15 protein-coding genes are annotated in these 15,037 nt (G+C 73.5%); 4 read left to right on the top strand and 11 right to left on the bottom strand.

The window, feature by feature from the left end:
* Nucleotides 1-151: 151 nt before the first annotated feature.
* Nucleotides 152-1,066, bottom strand: a complete 915-nt coding sequence (locus EV284_RS29910; protein WP_130339682.1) for a LysR family transcriptional regulator — start codon at nt 1,064-1,066, stop codon at nt 152-154.
* 71 nt (nt 1,067-1,137) lie between these two features.
* On the opposite strand from EV284_RS29910, the gene EV284_RS29905 reads away from it, so the two are divergent.
* Complete coding sequence (locus EV284_RS29905; RefSeq protein WP_130339680.1) at nt 1,138-2,259, top strand: TDT family transporter; 1,122 nt, start codon at nt 1,138-1,140, stop codon at nt 2,257-2,259.
* Here EV284_RS29905 and EV284_RS29900 read toward each other — a convergent pair.
* The 4 genes from EV284_RS29900 to EV284_RS29885 form a co-directional block, all read right to left on the bottom strand.
* Entirely contained in the window at nt 2,171-2,890 is a 720-nt protein-coding gene (locus EV284_RS29900; protein ID WP_130339678.1) for a helical backbone metal receptor, read from the bottom strand. The genes EV284_RS29905 and EV284_RS29900 overlap by 89 nt on opposite strands.
* Nucleotides 2,891-2,896: 6 nt before the next feature.
* Complete coding sequence (locus EV284_RS29895) at nt 2,897-3,469, bottom strand: XRE family transcriptional regulator (RefSeq protein WP_130339676.1); 573 nt, start codon at nt 3,467-3,469, stop codon at nt 2,897-2,899.
* Between the two features lie 346 nt (nt 3,470-3,815).
* Nucleotides 3,816-5,624 carry an ABC transporter permease/substrate binding protein gene (locus tag EV284_RS29890; protein WP_130339674.1) on the bottom strand — a complete coding sequence of 603 codons (1,809 nt, stop codon included), beginning with the start codon at nt 5,622-5,624 and terminating at the stop codon, nt 3,816-3,818.
* Nucleotides 5,617-6,699: a betaine/proline/choline family ABC transporter ATP-binding protein gene (locus EV284_RS29885; protein ID WP_130339672.1), complete on the bottom strand. Its 1,083-nt coding sequence runs from the start codon at nt 6,697-6,699 to the stop codon at nt 5,617-5,619. Before EV284_RS29885 ends, EV284_RS29890 begins: the two co-directional genes overlap by 8 nt.
* A gap of 187 nt (nt 6,700-6,886) precedes the next feature.
* Between EV284_RS29885 and EV284_RS29880 the strand changes: the two genes are divergently transcribed.
* Both EV284_RS29880 and EV284_RS29875 read left to right on the top strand, forming a co-directional pair.
* Nucleotides 6,887-7,807 (top strand): 5'-3' exonuclease, encoded by a 921-nt coding sequence (locus EV284_RS29880; protein WP_130339670.1) that lies wholly within the window; start codon nt 6,887-6,889, stop codon nt 7,805-7,807.
* Nucleotides 7,808-7,919: 112 nt separating this feature from the next.
* Nucleotides 7,920-8,762, top strand: coding sequence for a siderophore-interacting protein (locus EV284_RS29875; RefSeq protein WP_130339668.1), 843 nt, complete (start codon nt 7,920-7,922; stop codon nt 8,760-8,762).
* Between the two features lie 9 nt (nt 8,763-8,771).
* Here EV284_RS29875 and EV284_RS29870 read toward each other — a convergent pair whose 3' ends face one another.
* Entirely contained in the window at nt 8,772-9,353 is a 582-nt protein-coding gene (locus EV284_RS29870) for a GNAT family N-acetyltransferase (RefSeq protein ID WP_130339666.1), read from the bottom strand.
* Between the two features lie 67 nt (nt 9,354-9,420).
* Between EV284_RS29870 and EV284_RS29865 the strand changes: the two genes are divergently transcribed.
* Entirely contained in the window at nt 9,421-10,374 is a 954-nt protein-coding gene (locus tag EV284_RS29865; protein ID WP_130339664.1) for a pseudouridine synthase, read from the top strand.
* 9 nt (nt 10,375-10,383) lie between these two features.
* On the opposite strand, the gene EV284_RS29860 is transcribed toward EV284_RS29865, so the two are convergent.
* Genes EV284_RS29860 through EV284_RS29840 form a run of 5 tightly spaced genes read right to left on the bottom strand, consistent with a single transcriptional unit; the run spans nt 10,384 to nt 14,995 of the window.
* Entirely contained in the window at nt 10,384-11,886 is a 1,503-nt protein-coding gene (locus EV284_RS29860) for a cytochrome P450 (RefSeq protein WP_130339662.1), read from the bottom strand.
* A gap of 44 nt (nt 11,887-11,930) precedes the next feature.
* Nucleotides 11,931-12,560 (bottom strand): ATP/GTP-binding protein, encoded by a 630-nt coding sequence (locus tag EV284_RS29855; protein WP_130339660.1) that lies wholly within the window; start codon nt 12,558-12,560, stop codon nt 11,931-11,933.
* Nucleotides 12,541-12,951 carry a DUF742 domain-containing protein gene (locus tag EV284_RS29850; protein WP_030812758.1) on the bottom strand — a complete coding sequence of 137 codons (411 nt, stop codon included), beginning with the start codon at nt 12,949-12,951 and terminating at the stop codon, nt 12,541-12,543. The genes EV284_RS29855 and EV284_RS29850 overlap by 20 nt, the downstream gene beginning before the upstream one ends.
* Complete coding sequence (locus EV284_RS29845; protein WP_030812755.1) at nt 12,948-13,355, bottom strand: roadblock/LC7 domain-containing protein; 408 nt, start codon at nt 13,353-13,355, stop codon at nt 12,948-12,950. The genes EV284_RS29850 and EV284_RS29845 overlap by 4 nt, the downstream gene beginning before the upstream one ends.
* Nucleotides 13,352-14,995, bottom strand: coding sequence for an ATP-binding protein (locus tag EV284_RS29840; protein WP_130339658.1), 1,644 nt, complete (start codon nt 14,993-14,995; stop codon nt 13,352-13,354). The genes EV284_RS29845 and EV284_RS29840 overlap by 4 nt, the downstream gene beginning before the upstream one ends.
* Nucleotides 14,996-15,037 lie beyond the last annotated feature (42 nt).

Below are 15,037 nucleotides of genomic sequence, written 5' to 3'. Positions count from 1 at the left end.
CCCGATCTTCGCGGGCCCGCGACGCCTGGCACGGCACCTCGCCGCACGGCCGAATCGCCCAAGTACGTCCAGTACGAGGACGACTCGACCGCACGCCGAGGCACCGCACCAGACGCCGCGGGCCGATCCACGAAGATCGAGGAGACACCCCCTAGCTCCGCGTCAGCGACAGCAGCTCCCGCGCCGGTCCGGTGGGCCGGTGTCCCGTCGGCCACACCGCCCGCAGGTCCCGGCGCAGCGGGACCCCCTCCACCGGGATGCCGATCAGGCGGCGGGTGGCGAGTTCCTCGCCGACGGCGAGTTCGCTGAGGACGGCGGGGCCCGCGCCGCTGATCACGGCGGCCTTCACGGCGGTGGTGGAGGAGAGTTCGATGAGGGGCCGGGCGGGGGTGCCGAGGGCGGCGTCGAGGACCTGGCGGGTGCCGGAGCCGCGTTCGCGGAGGATGAGGGGGGTGGCGGCGAGTTCCGCCGTCGTCAGGGGGCGGGGGCGGCGGGCCCAGGGATGGGCGGGTGCGGTGACGACGGTGAGCCGGTCGTGGGCGATGACGGCCGAGTCCAGCCCCGCGGGGACGGTGAGCCCCTCCACGAAGCCGAGGTCGGCCTCGCCGGCGAGCAGGAGTTCGGCGACCTTGGCCGAGTTGCCCGCGAGCAGCGACACCGCCGTGTCCGGCCGGCCGGCGCGCAGCGCGAGCAGCCAGCCGGGCAGCAGGTACTCGGCGATGGTCATGCTGGCCGCGACCCGCAGCCGGGAGTCCCGTGTCGCCCGGAGCGCCTGCGCGCCCGCGTCGAACACCTCGGCCGCCGCCACGACCTGCCGCGCCCAGTCGGTGACCAGCGCGCCCGCGTCGGTGAGCCGGGAGCCGCGCGGGGAGCGGTCGACCAGGGCGACGCCGAGCTGCCGTTCCATGGAGCGCAGCCGGCTGCTGGCGGCGGGCTGGGTGATGCCCAGCTCACGCGCGGCCGCCCCCAGACTGCCCAGCCGGGCCACGGCCAGCAGCAGCTCCAGCCCGCCCAGATCGGGCACCCGGTGCGCCAGCGAACCGCGCCCGGCCTGCTCTTCGCTCATAAGACCACCTTATGCCCCCATAGAAACGGACTCCCTGGTCAGCACCGGGTCCGGGCCGGGACGCTGGTCCCATGGTCACCGCAGCCCGCCTCCGCCACCTCGGCCCGAACTGGTACGCCGTCGTCATGGGCACGGCGATCCTCGGCTCGGCGGGCGCCGTCCTCCCCGCCCCCGTCCGCCGGCTCTGCGCCGCTCTGTGGGTCCTCTCCCTGCTCCTGCTGCTCGCCCTCCTCGCGGCCCGCGCCCTGCACTGGAGCCACCACCGCGACCAGGCCCGTCACCACCTCCTCGACCCGGCGACGGCCCCCTTCCACGGCTGCGCCGCCATGGCGCTCCTCGCGGTCGGCGGCGGCGCGCTCTCGGCCGGCCGGTACCTGATCGGCACCCGGGCGGCCGTCGCCCTGGACACCGTTCTGTTCAGCGCCGGTACCGCGCTGGGGCTGGCTGCGGCCGTGGCGGTGCCGTACCTGATGGTGACCCGGCACCGGCTCACCCTCGCCGACGCCACCCCCGTATGGCTGCTACCGCTGGTCGCGCCGATGGTGTCGGCCGCGCTGGGCCCCGCCCTGGTGCCGTATCTGCCGCCCGGCCAGCCCCGCGAGACCCTGCTGCTGGGCTGTCTGACACTGTTCGGGCTGAGCCTGCTGGCCACGCTGCTGATGCTCCCGCTGCTCCTCGCCCGCCTGCTGCTCCACGGCCCGCTGCCGCTCGCGCTGACCCCGGCCCTGTTCCTGGTCCTCGGCCCGCTGGGCCAGTCGACCACCGCCACCGGTGCGATCGCGGACCTGGCGCCGGGCGTGGTCCCGGCGCCGTACGACCGGGGCCTTGCGGTGTTCGCCGTGCTGTACGGGGTGCCCGTCATGGGCTTCGCGCTGCTGTGGCTGGCGTTCGCCGTCGCGCAGCTGGTGCGGGCGCGGCGGCGGGGCATGCGGTTCGCGCTGACCTGGTGGGGGCTCACCTTCCCGGTCGGCACGTGCGTCACCGGCGCGGCCTCCCTGGCCCGGCACACCGGCCTGGACGTGTACGCGGCGCTCGCGGCCGGCCTGTACGCCCTGCTGCTCCTCGCCTGGGCCGCGGCGGCCGCCGGTACCGTGCGCGGCCTGCTCAGCGGGGCGCTGCTGCCAGCGCCTCCGCCAGCACGCGGGGAGCTTCGAGCAACGAGGGCCCGTACCAGGTCAGGTGCCGTCCGCTGACCAGGGCGCAGGGCAGGCCGGGGAACGCCTCGGGGCCGTCGTCGGCGGTGAAGCGGTACGGCTCGTCGGGCAGGACGACCAGCTCGGGGGCCGCCGCGTTCAGCTCGTCCAGCGGGACGCGGGGGTAGCGCTCGGCGTGATCGGCGTGGAGGTGCCGTACGCCGAGGCGGGCCAGGACGTCGCCCGCGAAGGTGTCCCGGCCGAGCACCATCCAGGGGCGGCGCCAGACGGGCACCACGGCGCTGAGCGGCCGCCGCGACTCGGGCAGCGCGGCCCAGGCCAGCTCGGCGCGGTCCAGCCAGCCGGGCCGGCTCGTGGCACCGCACGCCGACAGCACCCGCTCCAGCTCGGTGAAGGCCTGCGGCACGGTCCGTACCTCGGTGACGAGCACCGGGACGCCCGCCGCGCGCAGGGCGTCGAGGTCGGGGGCGCGGTTCTCCTCCTCGTTGGCGATCACGAGGTCGGGTTCGAGGGCGGCGATCCGCGCGGTGTCGGGGTTCTTGGTGCCGCCGATCCGCTCGACACCGAGGTCCGCCGGGCGCTCGCACCAGTCGGTGGCCCCGACGAGGACACCGGGCAGCGTCACGGCGACCGCCTCGGTCAGGGACGGCACCAGGGAGACGACTCGCATCAGGAACTACCGTGCCCGGTCCTGGACCGCCTCGATGTGCTCGGCGACGGCCACCACGACCACCCGGGTGTCCGGCACGGTGGCCCGCCAGCGGTGGCGGACACCGCCGGTCAGGTACAGGGTGTCGCCGCGGCCGAGCCGGTAGGCGCGGCCCTCGGCCTCGATCTCGACCGCGCCGTCGGCCACGTACATCAGCTCGTCGTTGCGGTGCTGGAACTCGCGGCCGGCGTCGTGGTCGCCGGTGAACTCGGAGGCGTGCAGCTGGTGGTGGCCGCGCACCAGGGCGCGGGTACGGGCGGTGAAGTCGCCCTCGGCGGCCGGCTCACCGCGTACGACGTCGACGCTGCACGCGGGGTCGGCGGCGGCGAGGAGTTCCACCGCCGTGGTGCGCAGCGCGTCGGCGAGCTTCTCCAGGGAGGTGCGGCTCGGGCGGGCCCGGTCGTTCTCCACCTGGCTGAGGAAGGGCACCGAGAGGCCGCTGCGCTCGGCCACGACCGCGAGGGTGAGTTCGAGCGTCCGGCGGCGCCGCCGGACGGCCGCGCCGACCCGCACGGGCTGTCGCTCCTTGTGGTCGCCCATGGCTGCGGCTCCCTCCTTCACGCGTGGCGCGGCTGCCCGGACGCCCCGTGCCGGGCGCCCCTGTCCTGAGTTGTCTGCACCCTACGCACGTTCGGCAAACCGTTTCACGCGCCTCTCACATCCGGCGCCGTCGCAGGGCGAGTACCCCACGGTTCGCGCCAGTGCCGCGGTCCGCCGGACGCGTGGTCCTGCCCCGGCTTTCCGCGGCGTTCACCTGCTTCAAGGCTCGGGCGTCCCCAGGTGTTCCCGCGAGGCGGGGTCCATGGCGCTCCGTGGTTGGCCGGATCTCTACGGTGGTGAGACCGGCTCCCGGGGGCGGACGCGGGCCGGCGTCCGCCCCCTCACCTCATCCGGTGGCTTCCCGCCCGCCCTTGCCGGCCGGTGCCCAGGTGTCGGCCAGCCCGGGGTTCTCCTTGAGCCAGGCGCGGACGGCGTCCTGCTCCTTGCCCTTGCCGGCCTTCTGGATGCGGGCCTCCAGGCCGGTGAGCTGCTTCTCGGTCATCGAGAAGTCCTTCAGCCACTCGGCGACCTCGGGGTTGTCCTGGCTGAACCCCTTGCGGGCGAGGGTGTGCACGGCGTCGCCCTTGCCCCAGGCGCCGGCCGGGTCCTTGAGCTTCTTCAGCCGGTAGTCGCTGTAGGCCCAGTGCGGGGACCACAGGGTGACGACCACGGGCTGCTTCTTGGCGTAGGCCCGCTTCAGCTCGGTCAGCATGGCCGGGGTGGAGCCGTCGACGACCTGGTAGCGGCCCTTGAGCCCGTACCGGTCGAGCACCTTGTCCTTGAGCAGGCCCATCATGCCCGCGCTGGGCTCGATGCCGATGATCCGGCCGTCGAACTCGGCGGCGTGGTCCTTCAGGTCGGCCAGGGAGTTCACGTCCTTCACATAGGACGGAACGGTCAGCTCCAGGGAGGTGGAGCCGTACCAGTGGCCCAGGTCCTCCATCCGGTCGCCGTACTTCTTCCAGTACTCGGCGTGCGTGGTGGGCAGCCAGGAGTCGGTCTCGAAGTCCAGGCGGCCGGTGGCCAGGCCGGTGTAGAGGGGGCCGGCCGCGTACTGGGTGACGCTGACCTTGAAGCCGCGCCGCTCCAGCAGCTCCTTCCACAGGAAGGTGGACGCGATGCCCTCGTCCCACGGGATGTACCCGAGCTTGATCTCCTTGCCCTGGCCGATGTCCGTGCCGGACGCGGTGGACTTGGCGGCGCCGGGCCCGAAGACCCCGAGCCCGCCCGCGACCAGCGCGAGCACGACCACCGCGACGACGGCGACGGCCGGGCGCGGCCGGTACGACCAGGCGGTGGGCCGGGCCTTGGCGGCGGCGCGGCGGCCCAGCGGGGAGAGGTGGGTGCCGAGCGCGCCGGTGACCCGGTCGAGGTAGATGGCGAGGACGACGATGCCGACGCCCGCCTCGAAGCCGTAGCCGATGTCGAGCTGGCCGATGGCCTCGTTGACGGCGCCGCCGAGGCCGCCGGTGCCGACCATGCCCGCGATGACGACCATGGACAGGCCGAGCATGATGACCTGGTTGACGCCCGCCATGATGGTGGGCAGGGCGAGCGGCAGCTGCACCCGCCACAGGGTGTCGCGGGGTGTGGTGCCGAACGCCTCGGCGGCCTCGACCAGTTCGGCGTCGACCTGGCGGATGCCCAGCTCGGTCATGCGGACGCCGGGGGCGAGCGCGAAGATCAGCGTGGCGACGACACCGGCCGCGGTGCCGAGCCCGAAGAAGAGCATGGCCGGGATGAGCAGCACCATCGACGGCATGGTCTGGAGGAGGTCCAGCGCGGGGCGCAGGGTGGCGCTCACCGCGCGGGAGCGGGCGGCCCAGATGCCGAGCGGGATCGAGATGACCAGCGCGATGATGGTGGCGACCAGCACCAGCGAGAGCGTGGACATGGCCCGTTCCCACAGGTCGAGGGAGTCCACGAGGGCGAATCCGGCGAAGGCGAGGACACCGGCGAGCAGTCCGCGCAGCCACCAGGCGAGCACGGCGAGGATGCCGGCGAGCAGCAGGGGCTGCGGGGCGGTGAGGACGGCGTCGATGCCGTCGTACATGCCCTCCAGGACGGCGCGGACGGCGTCGAAGAGCCAGGAGAGGTGGCCGACCAGCCACTCGACCCCGGAGTCGACCCAGTCGCCGAGCGGAAGCCTAGGCACGGGCGGTCACCTTCCTGTCGTCGCGGGGGTGGTCGCAGGCGATCGGGCCGCCCTGCTTGTCGCCGAGGAAGCCGACCAGGCGGCTCTCGGGCACGACGCCGACCAGGGTGCGGTCGGCGTCGACGACGGCGACCGGGTGGCTCAGCCGGGCGCTGAGCGCGCACAGTTCGGTGAACGGTGTGCCGGGCGCGGCGGTCTCGCAGGCGCAGTCGGCCTCGTCGCCGCGCACCTCGGTGTCCATGACCGCGGACGCGGTGAGCACGCGGGAGCGGTCGACGTCCTGGATGAAGGAGGCGACGTAGTCGTCCGCGGGGCGCAGCAGGATGTCCTCGGCGGTGCCGGTCTGCACGATGCGGCCGTCGCGCATGACGGCGATGCGGTCGCCCAGGCGCATGGCCTCGTTGAGGTCGTGGGTGATGAAGACGATGGTCTTGCGGAGCTTCTTCTGCAGTTCGAGGAGCTGGTCCTGCATGTCGCGGCGGATCAGCGGGTCCAGCGCGCTGAAGGACTCGTCCATGAGCAGCAGGTCGGCGTCGGTGGCGAGCGCGCGGGCGAGGCCGACGCGCTGCTGCATGCCGCCGGAGAGTTCGTCGGGCCAGGAGTCCTCCCAGCCGGCCAGACCGCACAGGGCGAGCGCCTCGTCGGCGCGGCGTTCGCGCTCGGCGCGGGGCACGCCCTGCACGGCCAGGCCGTAGGCGGCGTTGTCACGGACGCTGCGGTGCGGGAAGAGCGCGAAGTGCTGGAACACCATGCTGATCTTGTCGGCCCGGACCTCGCGCAGCTCGCGGTCGCCGAGCGCGGTGAGGTCCCGCCCGTCGAAGCGGACCCGGCCCGCGGTGGGCGTGAGCAGTCCGTTGAGCGTGCGCAGCAGGGTGGACTTGCCCGAGCCGGACAGGCCCATGACAACAAATATCTCCCCGGGCTCGACGGCGAAGGAGGCGTCGATGACGGCGGCGGTGCTGCCCTCCGAGCGCAGCTCGTCGCGGTCGGCGCCCTGTTCGAGCCGTTCCACGGCCCGGTCCGGTCGTCTGCCGAACACCTTGTAGAGATGTTCGGCTTCGATTCTCGCGGTCATGCATGTCCCTCGGCTAGGCGGCAAGGAGCAGGAGACGAGGGATAGTTGTCACTTGATAAGCAATTGCCTCGTTCCGGCGCGCGGCGCCTGCCCGGTCGCATTTGAGCCAAACACGCAAGTGTCCCAGGTCACACCCGCGGGCCCGGCGCACCGGCCCGCTGTCGGTGCGGTGCGGCATGATGCGAGCGTGACCGGACGACTGATGCTTCTCGACACCGCCTCCCTGTACTTCCGCGCCTACTTCGGCGTGCCGGACTCGGTCAGGGCGCCGGACGGCACCCCGGTGAACGCGGTGCGCGGACTGCTGGACTTCATCGACCGCCTGGTCAAGGACCACCGCCCGGACAAGCTGGTGGCCTGCATGGACGCGGACTGGCGCCCCCAGTGGCGGGTCGACCTGATCCCCTCCTACAAGGCGCACCGGGTGGCCGAGGAGCACGAGGGCGCCCCCGACGCCGAGGAGGTCCCGGACACCCTCTCCCCGCAGGTCCCGGTCATCGAGGACGTGCTCGACGCGCTCGGCATCGCCCGCGTGGGCGTGGCCGGATACGAGGCGGACGACGTGATCGGCACGTTCACCGCCCGCGCGGACGGCCCGGTCGACATCGTCACCGGCGACCGCGACCTGTACCAACTGGTCGACGACGCCCGTGACATCCGTGTCCTGTATCCGCTCAAGGGCGTCGGCACCCTCCAGCTCACCGACGAGGCGTGGCTGCGCGAGAAGTACGGCGTGGACGGCCGGGGTTACGCGGACCTGGCGCTGCTGCGCGGCGACCCGAGCGACGGCCTGCCGGGCGTCCCCGGCGTCGGGGAGAAGACGGCGGCCAAGCTGCTCGCCGCGTTCGGGGACCTGGCCGGGATCGTCGCCGCCGTGGACGACCCGAAGGCGAAGCTCACCCTGACCCAGCGCAAGCGCCTGACCGAGGCCGCCCCCTATCTCGCGGTCGCCCCGAAGGTCGTCCGGGTCGCCGACGACGTCCCCCTGCCCGAGGTGGACATCGCGCTGCCGCACGCCCCGCGCGACCCCGCCGCCCTGGACGCGCTCGCGGCCCGCTGGGGCCTGGGCAGCTCCCTCCAGCGGCTGCTGACCACCCTGGAGGCCTGAGTAGGAGCCCGTTGGCAGGGGAAATTCCCGGACGAAGGGCCCCAGGCACCGGAGGCACACCGGGGTGAGGTGCTAGCTTAGGTAAACCTAACCAAGGCAGCAGGAGGCCGTCATGGCAGAGCGTCCGGGGCGAAAGCCGCGCAAGCTCCATTCCGCCCAGGTGGTACGCACCGAGCGGCTGACCCCGCACGTCCAGCGGATCGTGCTCGGCGGCGCCGGACTGGCCGACTTCTCGGCCGACACCTGGACCGACCACTATGTGAAGCTGCTCTTCGCCCCGGTGGACGGGATGACCTACCCGGAGCCCTTCGACCTGGAGGCGATCCGGGCCGAACTCCCCCGCGAGCAGTGGCCGGTGACCCGTACGTACACCGTCCGCGCCTGGAACGCCGAACACCGGGAGATGACCCTCGACTTCGTCATCCACGGCGACGAGGGTCTCGCCGGGCCCTGGGCCACCCGGGTCCGCCCCGGCGAGACCGTGCGCTTCTTCGGCCCCGGCGGTGCCTACACCCCCGATGTGACGGCCGACTGGCATCTCCTGGCCGGGGACGAGAGCGCGCTGCCCGCCATCGCCCGCGCCCTGGAGACCCTGCCCGCCGGCACGATGGCGCGCGCCTTCGTGGAGGTGTCCGGGCCCGAGGAGGAGCAGAAGATCGACTCCGATGTGGAGGTCGTCTGGCTGCACCGCGGGGACCGCCCGGTCGGCGAGGCCCTGCTGGAGGCGGTACGGGCGCTCGAGTTCCCCGAGGGCCGCCCGCACGCGTTCGTGCACGGCGAGGCGTCCTTCGTGAAGGAGCTGCGCCGGATGCTGCGGGTCGACGCGCGGATCCCGCGCGAGGACCTGTCCATCTCCGGCTACTGGCGCCTGGGCCACAACGAGGACGGCTGGCAGGCCAGCAAGCCGGAGTGGAACGCGCGGATCGAGGCCGAACAGGAGAGCGCGGCCGCGTGAACCGGCGGGTCAGTCGCCCCTGAGCCGGGCGTGCAGGTGCATGTCGTGCCAGCCGTCCGGGTGCAGCAGCGCCCGGCGGCGGGTGCCCTCCACCGCGAACCCGGCCTTGGTGGCGACCCGGCAGGACGCCTCGTTGGCGGTGGCGTGCAGCAGCTCCAGCCGGTTGAAGCCGATCTCGTCGAACGACCAGCGCACCAGCGCGTCCGTGGCGTGCCGGGCCACGCCCCGCCCGCGCGCCGACGCCACCGTCCAGTACGCCACCTCGGCCACCCCGTCGCGCAGCCGGATCTCCCGCAGCGCTGCCCGGCCGCACAGCTCACCGGTGTCCACCCGGACCACGGCCCACTGGGCGTCGCACTCGCGCGTCCACTGGGCGTGCCAGTCCTCGATCCAGCCGGCGGCCTCCTCGGGGGAGTCGCAGGCCCTGGCGTGCCACTGGTTGAGCGTCGGGTCCTGGAAGGCCGCGTGGACGGCGGGCGCGTCCTCGGCCCGCCAGGGGCGCAGGCGCAGCCCGGCGGCGGCCGGGATCTCCGGCTGCGGCCGGTGGGAGAGGGTTCCTTCGGGCAGCACCGGGCTGGTCAGATACGGCATGTCGGCATCCTGCCAAGTACCGGGCGGCGGGCCAACCGGATGGGGCCCCCGTAACCTGGGAGACCTGATGAGACGCCGTACGCAGCCCCCGCCCGCCCCGCTCCCCCAGCGCCGGGGGGTCGACCCCGTGCGGGTGCGGCTGCCCGTGGACGGGGCGTGGGCGACGGTGCGCGAGCATCTGGTGGCCCGGCTGACGGGCGCCGGTCCGGGCGCGGTGGAGGCGATGTTCCACGCCGGGGCGGTGGTGGGCGCCGACGGGCTGCCGGTGGCGCCGGACGCGCCGTACCGGCCCGGGATGTTCGTGTGGTTCCACCGCGAGCTGCCGCCGGAGGTGCCGGTGCCCTTCCCGGTCGAGGTGGTGTACCGGGACGAGCACATCGTCGTCGCCGACAAGCCGCACTTCCTGGCCACCACCCCGCGCGGCTCCCATGTCCGGCAGACGCTGCTCGCCCGTCTCCGTCACGACCTCGGCCTGCCCGGACTGGGCGCCGCGCACCGACTGGACCGGCTGACCGCCGGGCTGGTGCTGTTCACCGTCCGCCCCGGTGAACGCGGCGCCTACCAGGGCTTGTTCCGCGACCGCCTGGTACACAAGGAGTACGAGGCCGTCGCCCCGCACGACCCGGGGCTGGAGCTGCCCCGGACCGTGCGCAGCCGGATCCTGAAGGAGCGCGGGGTGCTGGCCGCGCGGGAGGTGGCGGGCGAGCCCAACGCGGTGACGCGGGTGGAGATCGACGCCCACCGCGAGCGGGACGGGCTGGCCCGGTACCGTCTGCTGCCCGCGACCGGCCAGACCCACCAGCTCCGGGTGCACCTGAACTCGCTCGGCGTCCCCATCCTCGGCGACCCCCTCTACCCGGAGGTGGCTCCGGTCACCGCGCCCGGCGACTTCCGCCGCCCCCTGCAACTCCTGGCCCGCAGGCTGGAGTTCACCGACCCGCTGACCGGGGCCCGGCACAGCTTCGTCAGCGGGCGCACACTCCAGGCGTGGGCGTCGCCCTCGGCTTGGGCGGGCGCCTGACCGGGGGGCCTACTCCCCCAGCAGCCACCGCCACATGCGCTGCCAGCGGCTCGGCAAGGCGCTCTCCGACGACGCGGGCGAGGACCCGGCCGGCTCGGCGGGCGGCGCCGGGACCGGAGCCGGCTCCACCCTCCGCGCCGCCTTCTCCTCCACCCACGCGCGCGGCTGCGGCACCGGTGCCTCGGCCCGGTGCGGGTGGAGGGAGGACATGCTGGGCGCCCGGTTGACGTCCTGCTTCGCCTTGGGCTCGAACAGCACCGGCAGCGACACCAGGTGCCGGGACGCGATGGAGGACCGCCAGCGCAAGTCCTCCTCGGCGCACTCCAGCCGGATGTCCGGCAGCCGGGTCAGCAGAGCCTCCACCCCGATGTCGGCGATGGCCCGCCCGATGTCCTGGCCGGGGCATTCGTGCGGGCCGCCGCCGAAGGCGAGATGGGACCGGTTGCCCTTCATGTGCGCGGTCGGGTCGGGGCGTACGCGGGGGTCGACGTTGCCCGGTGCGGGCGCGAACAGCAGCCCGTCGCCGCGCCGGATGCGCTGCCCGCCCAGCTCGGTGTCCTGCTTGGCGTAGTAGCCGAGGACCGTGCTGAAGGGCGGCTCGTCCCACAGCGACTGCTCGATCGCCTCCGGCACCGTCATCTGGCCGCCGTTGAGCCGGGCGCGGAACCCCGGCTCGGTCAGCACCATGCGCAGCGCGTTGGCCAGCAGGTTGGCGGTGGTCTCGTACGCGGCGAAGAGCAGCAGCCGCAGATGCTCGCGGACCTCGTCGTCGCTGAGCCCCGCCGGGTGCGTGACGAGGTGGCTGGTGACGTCGTCCTCGGGGCGGGCCCGGCGCCGGGCGGTGAGCCCGCTGAGCGCCTCCATGACGTAGGCGTGGCTCTGGATGGCGGTGTCGGTTCCCTTGAGCGCGTCCCGGGCGGCGTGCACCATCCGGTCGTCGAACTCCTCGGGCATGCCGAGGATCTCGCACATCACGGCCATCGGCAGGTGCTCGGCGAACTGGGAGACCAGGTCGGCCCGGCCGCGCCCGCAGAAGCGGTTGACGAGTTCCTGGGTGGAGCTGTTGATGGAGCGGCGCAGCGCCCGGTGGTCGATGGTGCCCATGGCGGCGGTGACGGCCGCGCGCAGCCGCTGGTGCTCGTCGCCCTCGGCGTGCGCGCAGATCGGCTGCCGGGCGATGTGCGGCATCAGCGGATGGTCGGGCTTGACCATGCCCTCCAGCAGCGGGGTCCAGCCCCGGCTGTCGCGGGTGTACTGCGAGGGGCTGCGCACCATGTGCAGGTTCTCGGCGTGCCCGAGCACCACCCACATGGGCACGTCGTCGTGGAGGAGGACGGGGGCTACGGGGCCGTGCTTCTCGCGCAGCCGCTCGTAGAGGTCGTCCAGGTCGAGCGCGTCCGGTCCGTACAGCCGGTGCAGGCCGCCGGGGCCGGTGCCGTGCGCGGGGCAGCCCGGCGGCGGGCCGGGCGCGGTGTCGGGGGTGCCTGTCGGGGTCTGGGGTTCAGGCGTCACAGTGATCGCTTTCCGGAAACGGCTGGTGGGGTTCGCGCGCCCGCTCAGGTCAGGGCGCCGGACCGGGCGAGGGAGTGCAGGAAGTGCATCAGCGTCAGCAGGGTGTCCCGGCTGGAGGCGCGGCGCCGTACGTCGCACTCGACGATCGGGATCTCCGGGGCCAGGTCGAGCGCGCCGCGCAGCTCCTCGACGGGGTGCCGGGGCGCGTCCGGGAAGGAGTTGACGGCGACGATGAACGGCACGCCGCGTTCCTCCAGGCGGCCCATGACGTCGAAGCTGACGTCCAGGCGGCGGGTGTCGACCAGGACGACCGCGCCGAGCGCGCCCTCGAAGAGGCGGTTCCACAGGAACCAGAACCGTTCCTGGCCGGGAGTGCCGAAGAGGTAGAGCACCAGCTTCTCGGTGATGCTGATGCGGCCGAAGTCCATGGCCACGGTGGTGGCGGTCTTGGTCTCGGAGCCGTAGTCGTCGTCGATGCCTATGCCGGCCTGGGTCATGGTCTCCTCGGTGGTCAGCGGCCTGATCTCGCTGACCGAGCCGACCATGGTGGTCTTGCCGACGCCGAAACCGCCCACGATCACGATCTTCACCGCGGCCTGGGCGGTCTGCGGGAGCCGCTCCTCGGTGCGCGGGCCGGGGATCGCGGGGACGGCGTCAGAGGCGTTGAAGTCCATGCATCACCGCTTCGAGGAGGGTCCGGTCGGGGAGCGCCTGGCGGACGATCGGGGCGCGGGCCTGCACCAGGTCGGCGCCGATCAGCTCGGTGATCAGCGCGGTCATCGCGCTGAACGGCAGGTCGAGGTAGGCCGAGAGTTCGGCCACGGACAGGGGGGCGGAGCAGAGCCGGAGCACAGCCGCCTGCTCGGGGGTGCCGGACGGCGGGGGCGCCGAGCGCGCCACGATCAGGGTGACCAGATCGAGCTGGGCGCGCCCGCCGTCGTGCAGTCCGGTGACGGCGTACAGCCGCTCGGGGCTCCCGGCCTCCGCCTCCTCGCCCGTGTCCGGGGCGAGGGGCGGCGGGGAGGGCGCCTCCTGCGGCAGGCGCCGTTTGCGGCGCGGGGTCATACGGCCTGCCCGCCGCGCCGGGGCGGAGAGGTGAGGTGGGCGCCGATCCGGACGACGAGGTCGCGCATCATGCCGCCCATGCGGCCCGGCTCGCAGACCACGTCGGCGAGGACGGCGAGGTAGGCGTTGTCCCCGGCGGCCATCAGATAGAAGTAGCCGCCGTCGATCTCGATGACGACGAGCTTCATCTCGCCGCTGCTGCCCGGCAGTTCCTGGGCGACCGCCCCGGCCAGGCTCTGCACGCCGGCGCAGGCGGCGGCCACCCGGTCGGCGGCGTCCGGGTCGCCGCCGTAGCGGGCGATGCGCAGGCCGTCCGAGGAGAGCACCACGATCATCTCGATGCCGGGTACGCCGTCGTGCAGTTGCTTGAGCATCCAGTCGAAGTTGGCACGCTGCTGGATCACTTGGGCTCCCCCTCGTCGCCGGCGCCGGTGTCGGCCGAGTCGTCGATCAGATGCAGGTAGGCGGTCGGATTCCGGGTGAAGTCGGTCGGGTGGGCGCCTTCGTTGCCCTTCTTCATGCCCTCCCAGAAGGCGTCGACCCACATGCCCGGTTCGCGGTCGAGAAGCTTCTGCCGCTCGGGGTCGGCCGGGGGCCGGGACTCCGGTTCGGGCCGGGTCCGGGACCAGATGGTGGGGCGCCCCTCGCGCTCGGCCTGCTCGATGGCGGCCTGTTCGGCGTAGCGCTGGCTGAGCGGTACGGTCACCCGGCTGCGGCGCTGCGGCAGTCCGTTCGCCGTCCACTCGGTGACCTCGGGGGCGTCGTCCTCCATCGAGGCCGGGGCGGGGACGCGGGGCGCGGTGGGGCGGCGGCGCTTGGGCGGGCGCTTGGGTCCCTCCAGCGCGCCGAGTTCGGGCATCGGCACGGCCGTGGCGCCGATGCCGTGCGCGGCGCCGACTCCGGGTTCGGTGGTGAGCATGTCGCGGGGGACGACGAGGATGGCGCGGACGCCGCCGTAGGCGGAGGCGCGCAGCGAGACGTCCATGTTGAAGGCGTTGCAGAGCCGGCCGACCACGGCGAGGCCGAGCCGGGGGCTGTCGCCGAGGTTGTGCGCGTCGTCGTCGGCGCGGGCGTCCAGGATCATCTGCTCGACGCGGGCCCGTCCCTCCTCGCTGAGGCTGACCCCGGCGTCCTCGATCTCGATGGCGAGGCCGGTCTGCACCTCGAAGGCGGTGACGTGCACCTTGGTCGAGGGCGGCGAGTAGCGGGTGGCGTTGTCGAACAGCTCGGCCGCGGCGTGGATGATCGGCTCGACCGAGGTGCCCTTGATGTTGATGTTGACGATCGAGGCGAGGTTGATCCGGGGGAACTCCAGGATGCGGGACATCGCGCCCCGCAGCACGCTGTAGAGGGAGACGGGCACCGGCCACTGGCGGCCCGGACGGCCGCCGCCGAGCACCGAGATGGAGTCGGCGAGGCGGCCGATCAGCGCGGTGCCGTGGTCGACGCGCAGCAGGTCGTCGAAGACCTCGGCGTTGCGGCCGTGGTCCTCCTCCATCTCCCGCAGTTCCTTGGCCTGTTGGTGGACGATCGCCTGCACGCGCCGGGCGGTGGTGACGAACGCCCGCTGGGTGGCGTCCCGCATGTTGATCTCGTGCTCGGCCCCGCGCAGCGCGACTCGCAGCAACTCGCGCTGGGACGGCGGGAGGTGACGCAGGTCGGGGTCCTCGTCGACGACGTGGCGCAGCACGTCCCGCAGCCGCTCGCCCCCGCGCAGCCGAGCGAGCGCGAGGGGCAGCACCTCGGAGCCGAGGCGGACGATCTCCGCGTCATGGGCGGCGATGCGATGCTCCAGATACGCGGTTCGCCGGGCGTTCTCGGCCTCGGCGGCCCGGAGTTGACGCCCGCGCCGCACCACTTCGCTCGCGGTGGCGAGCAGCAGCAGCGTGGCCACCAGTCCGCAGCAGGCGACGGCGATCCGGGCGGGGCCCGGCACCAGGAACACGGCGGCCGCGGTCACCGCGGCCATCACCACGGCGGGCGGTGACAACACCTGCGCATAGGGACGTTCACGGACACCGGGAGGTTTCTGAACACTCACCATGGATGCCTTCTGGGAAGAACGGTATATAGGGGAACAGGCGCC

The organism is Streptomyces sp. BK022 (genome assembly GCF_004217355.1).
GTDB classification, from domain to species: domain Bacteria; phylum Actinomycetota; class Actinomycetes; order Streptomycetales; family Streptomycetaceae; genus Streptomyces; species Streptomyces griseoluteus.
This window is presented reverse-complemented; position numbering and strand designations above follow the sequence as displayed.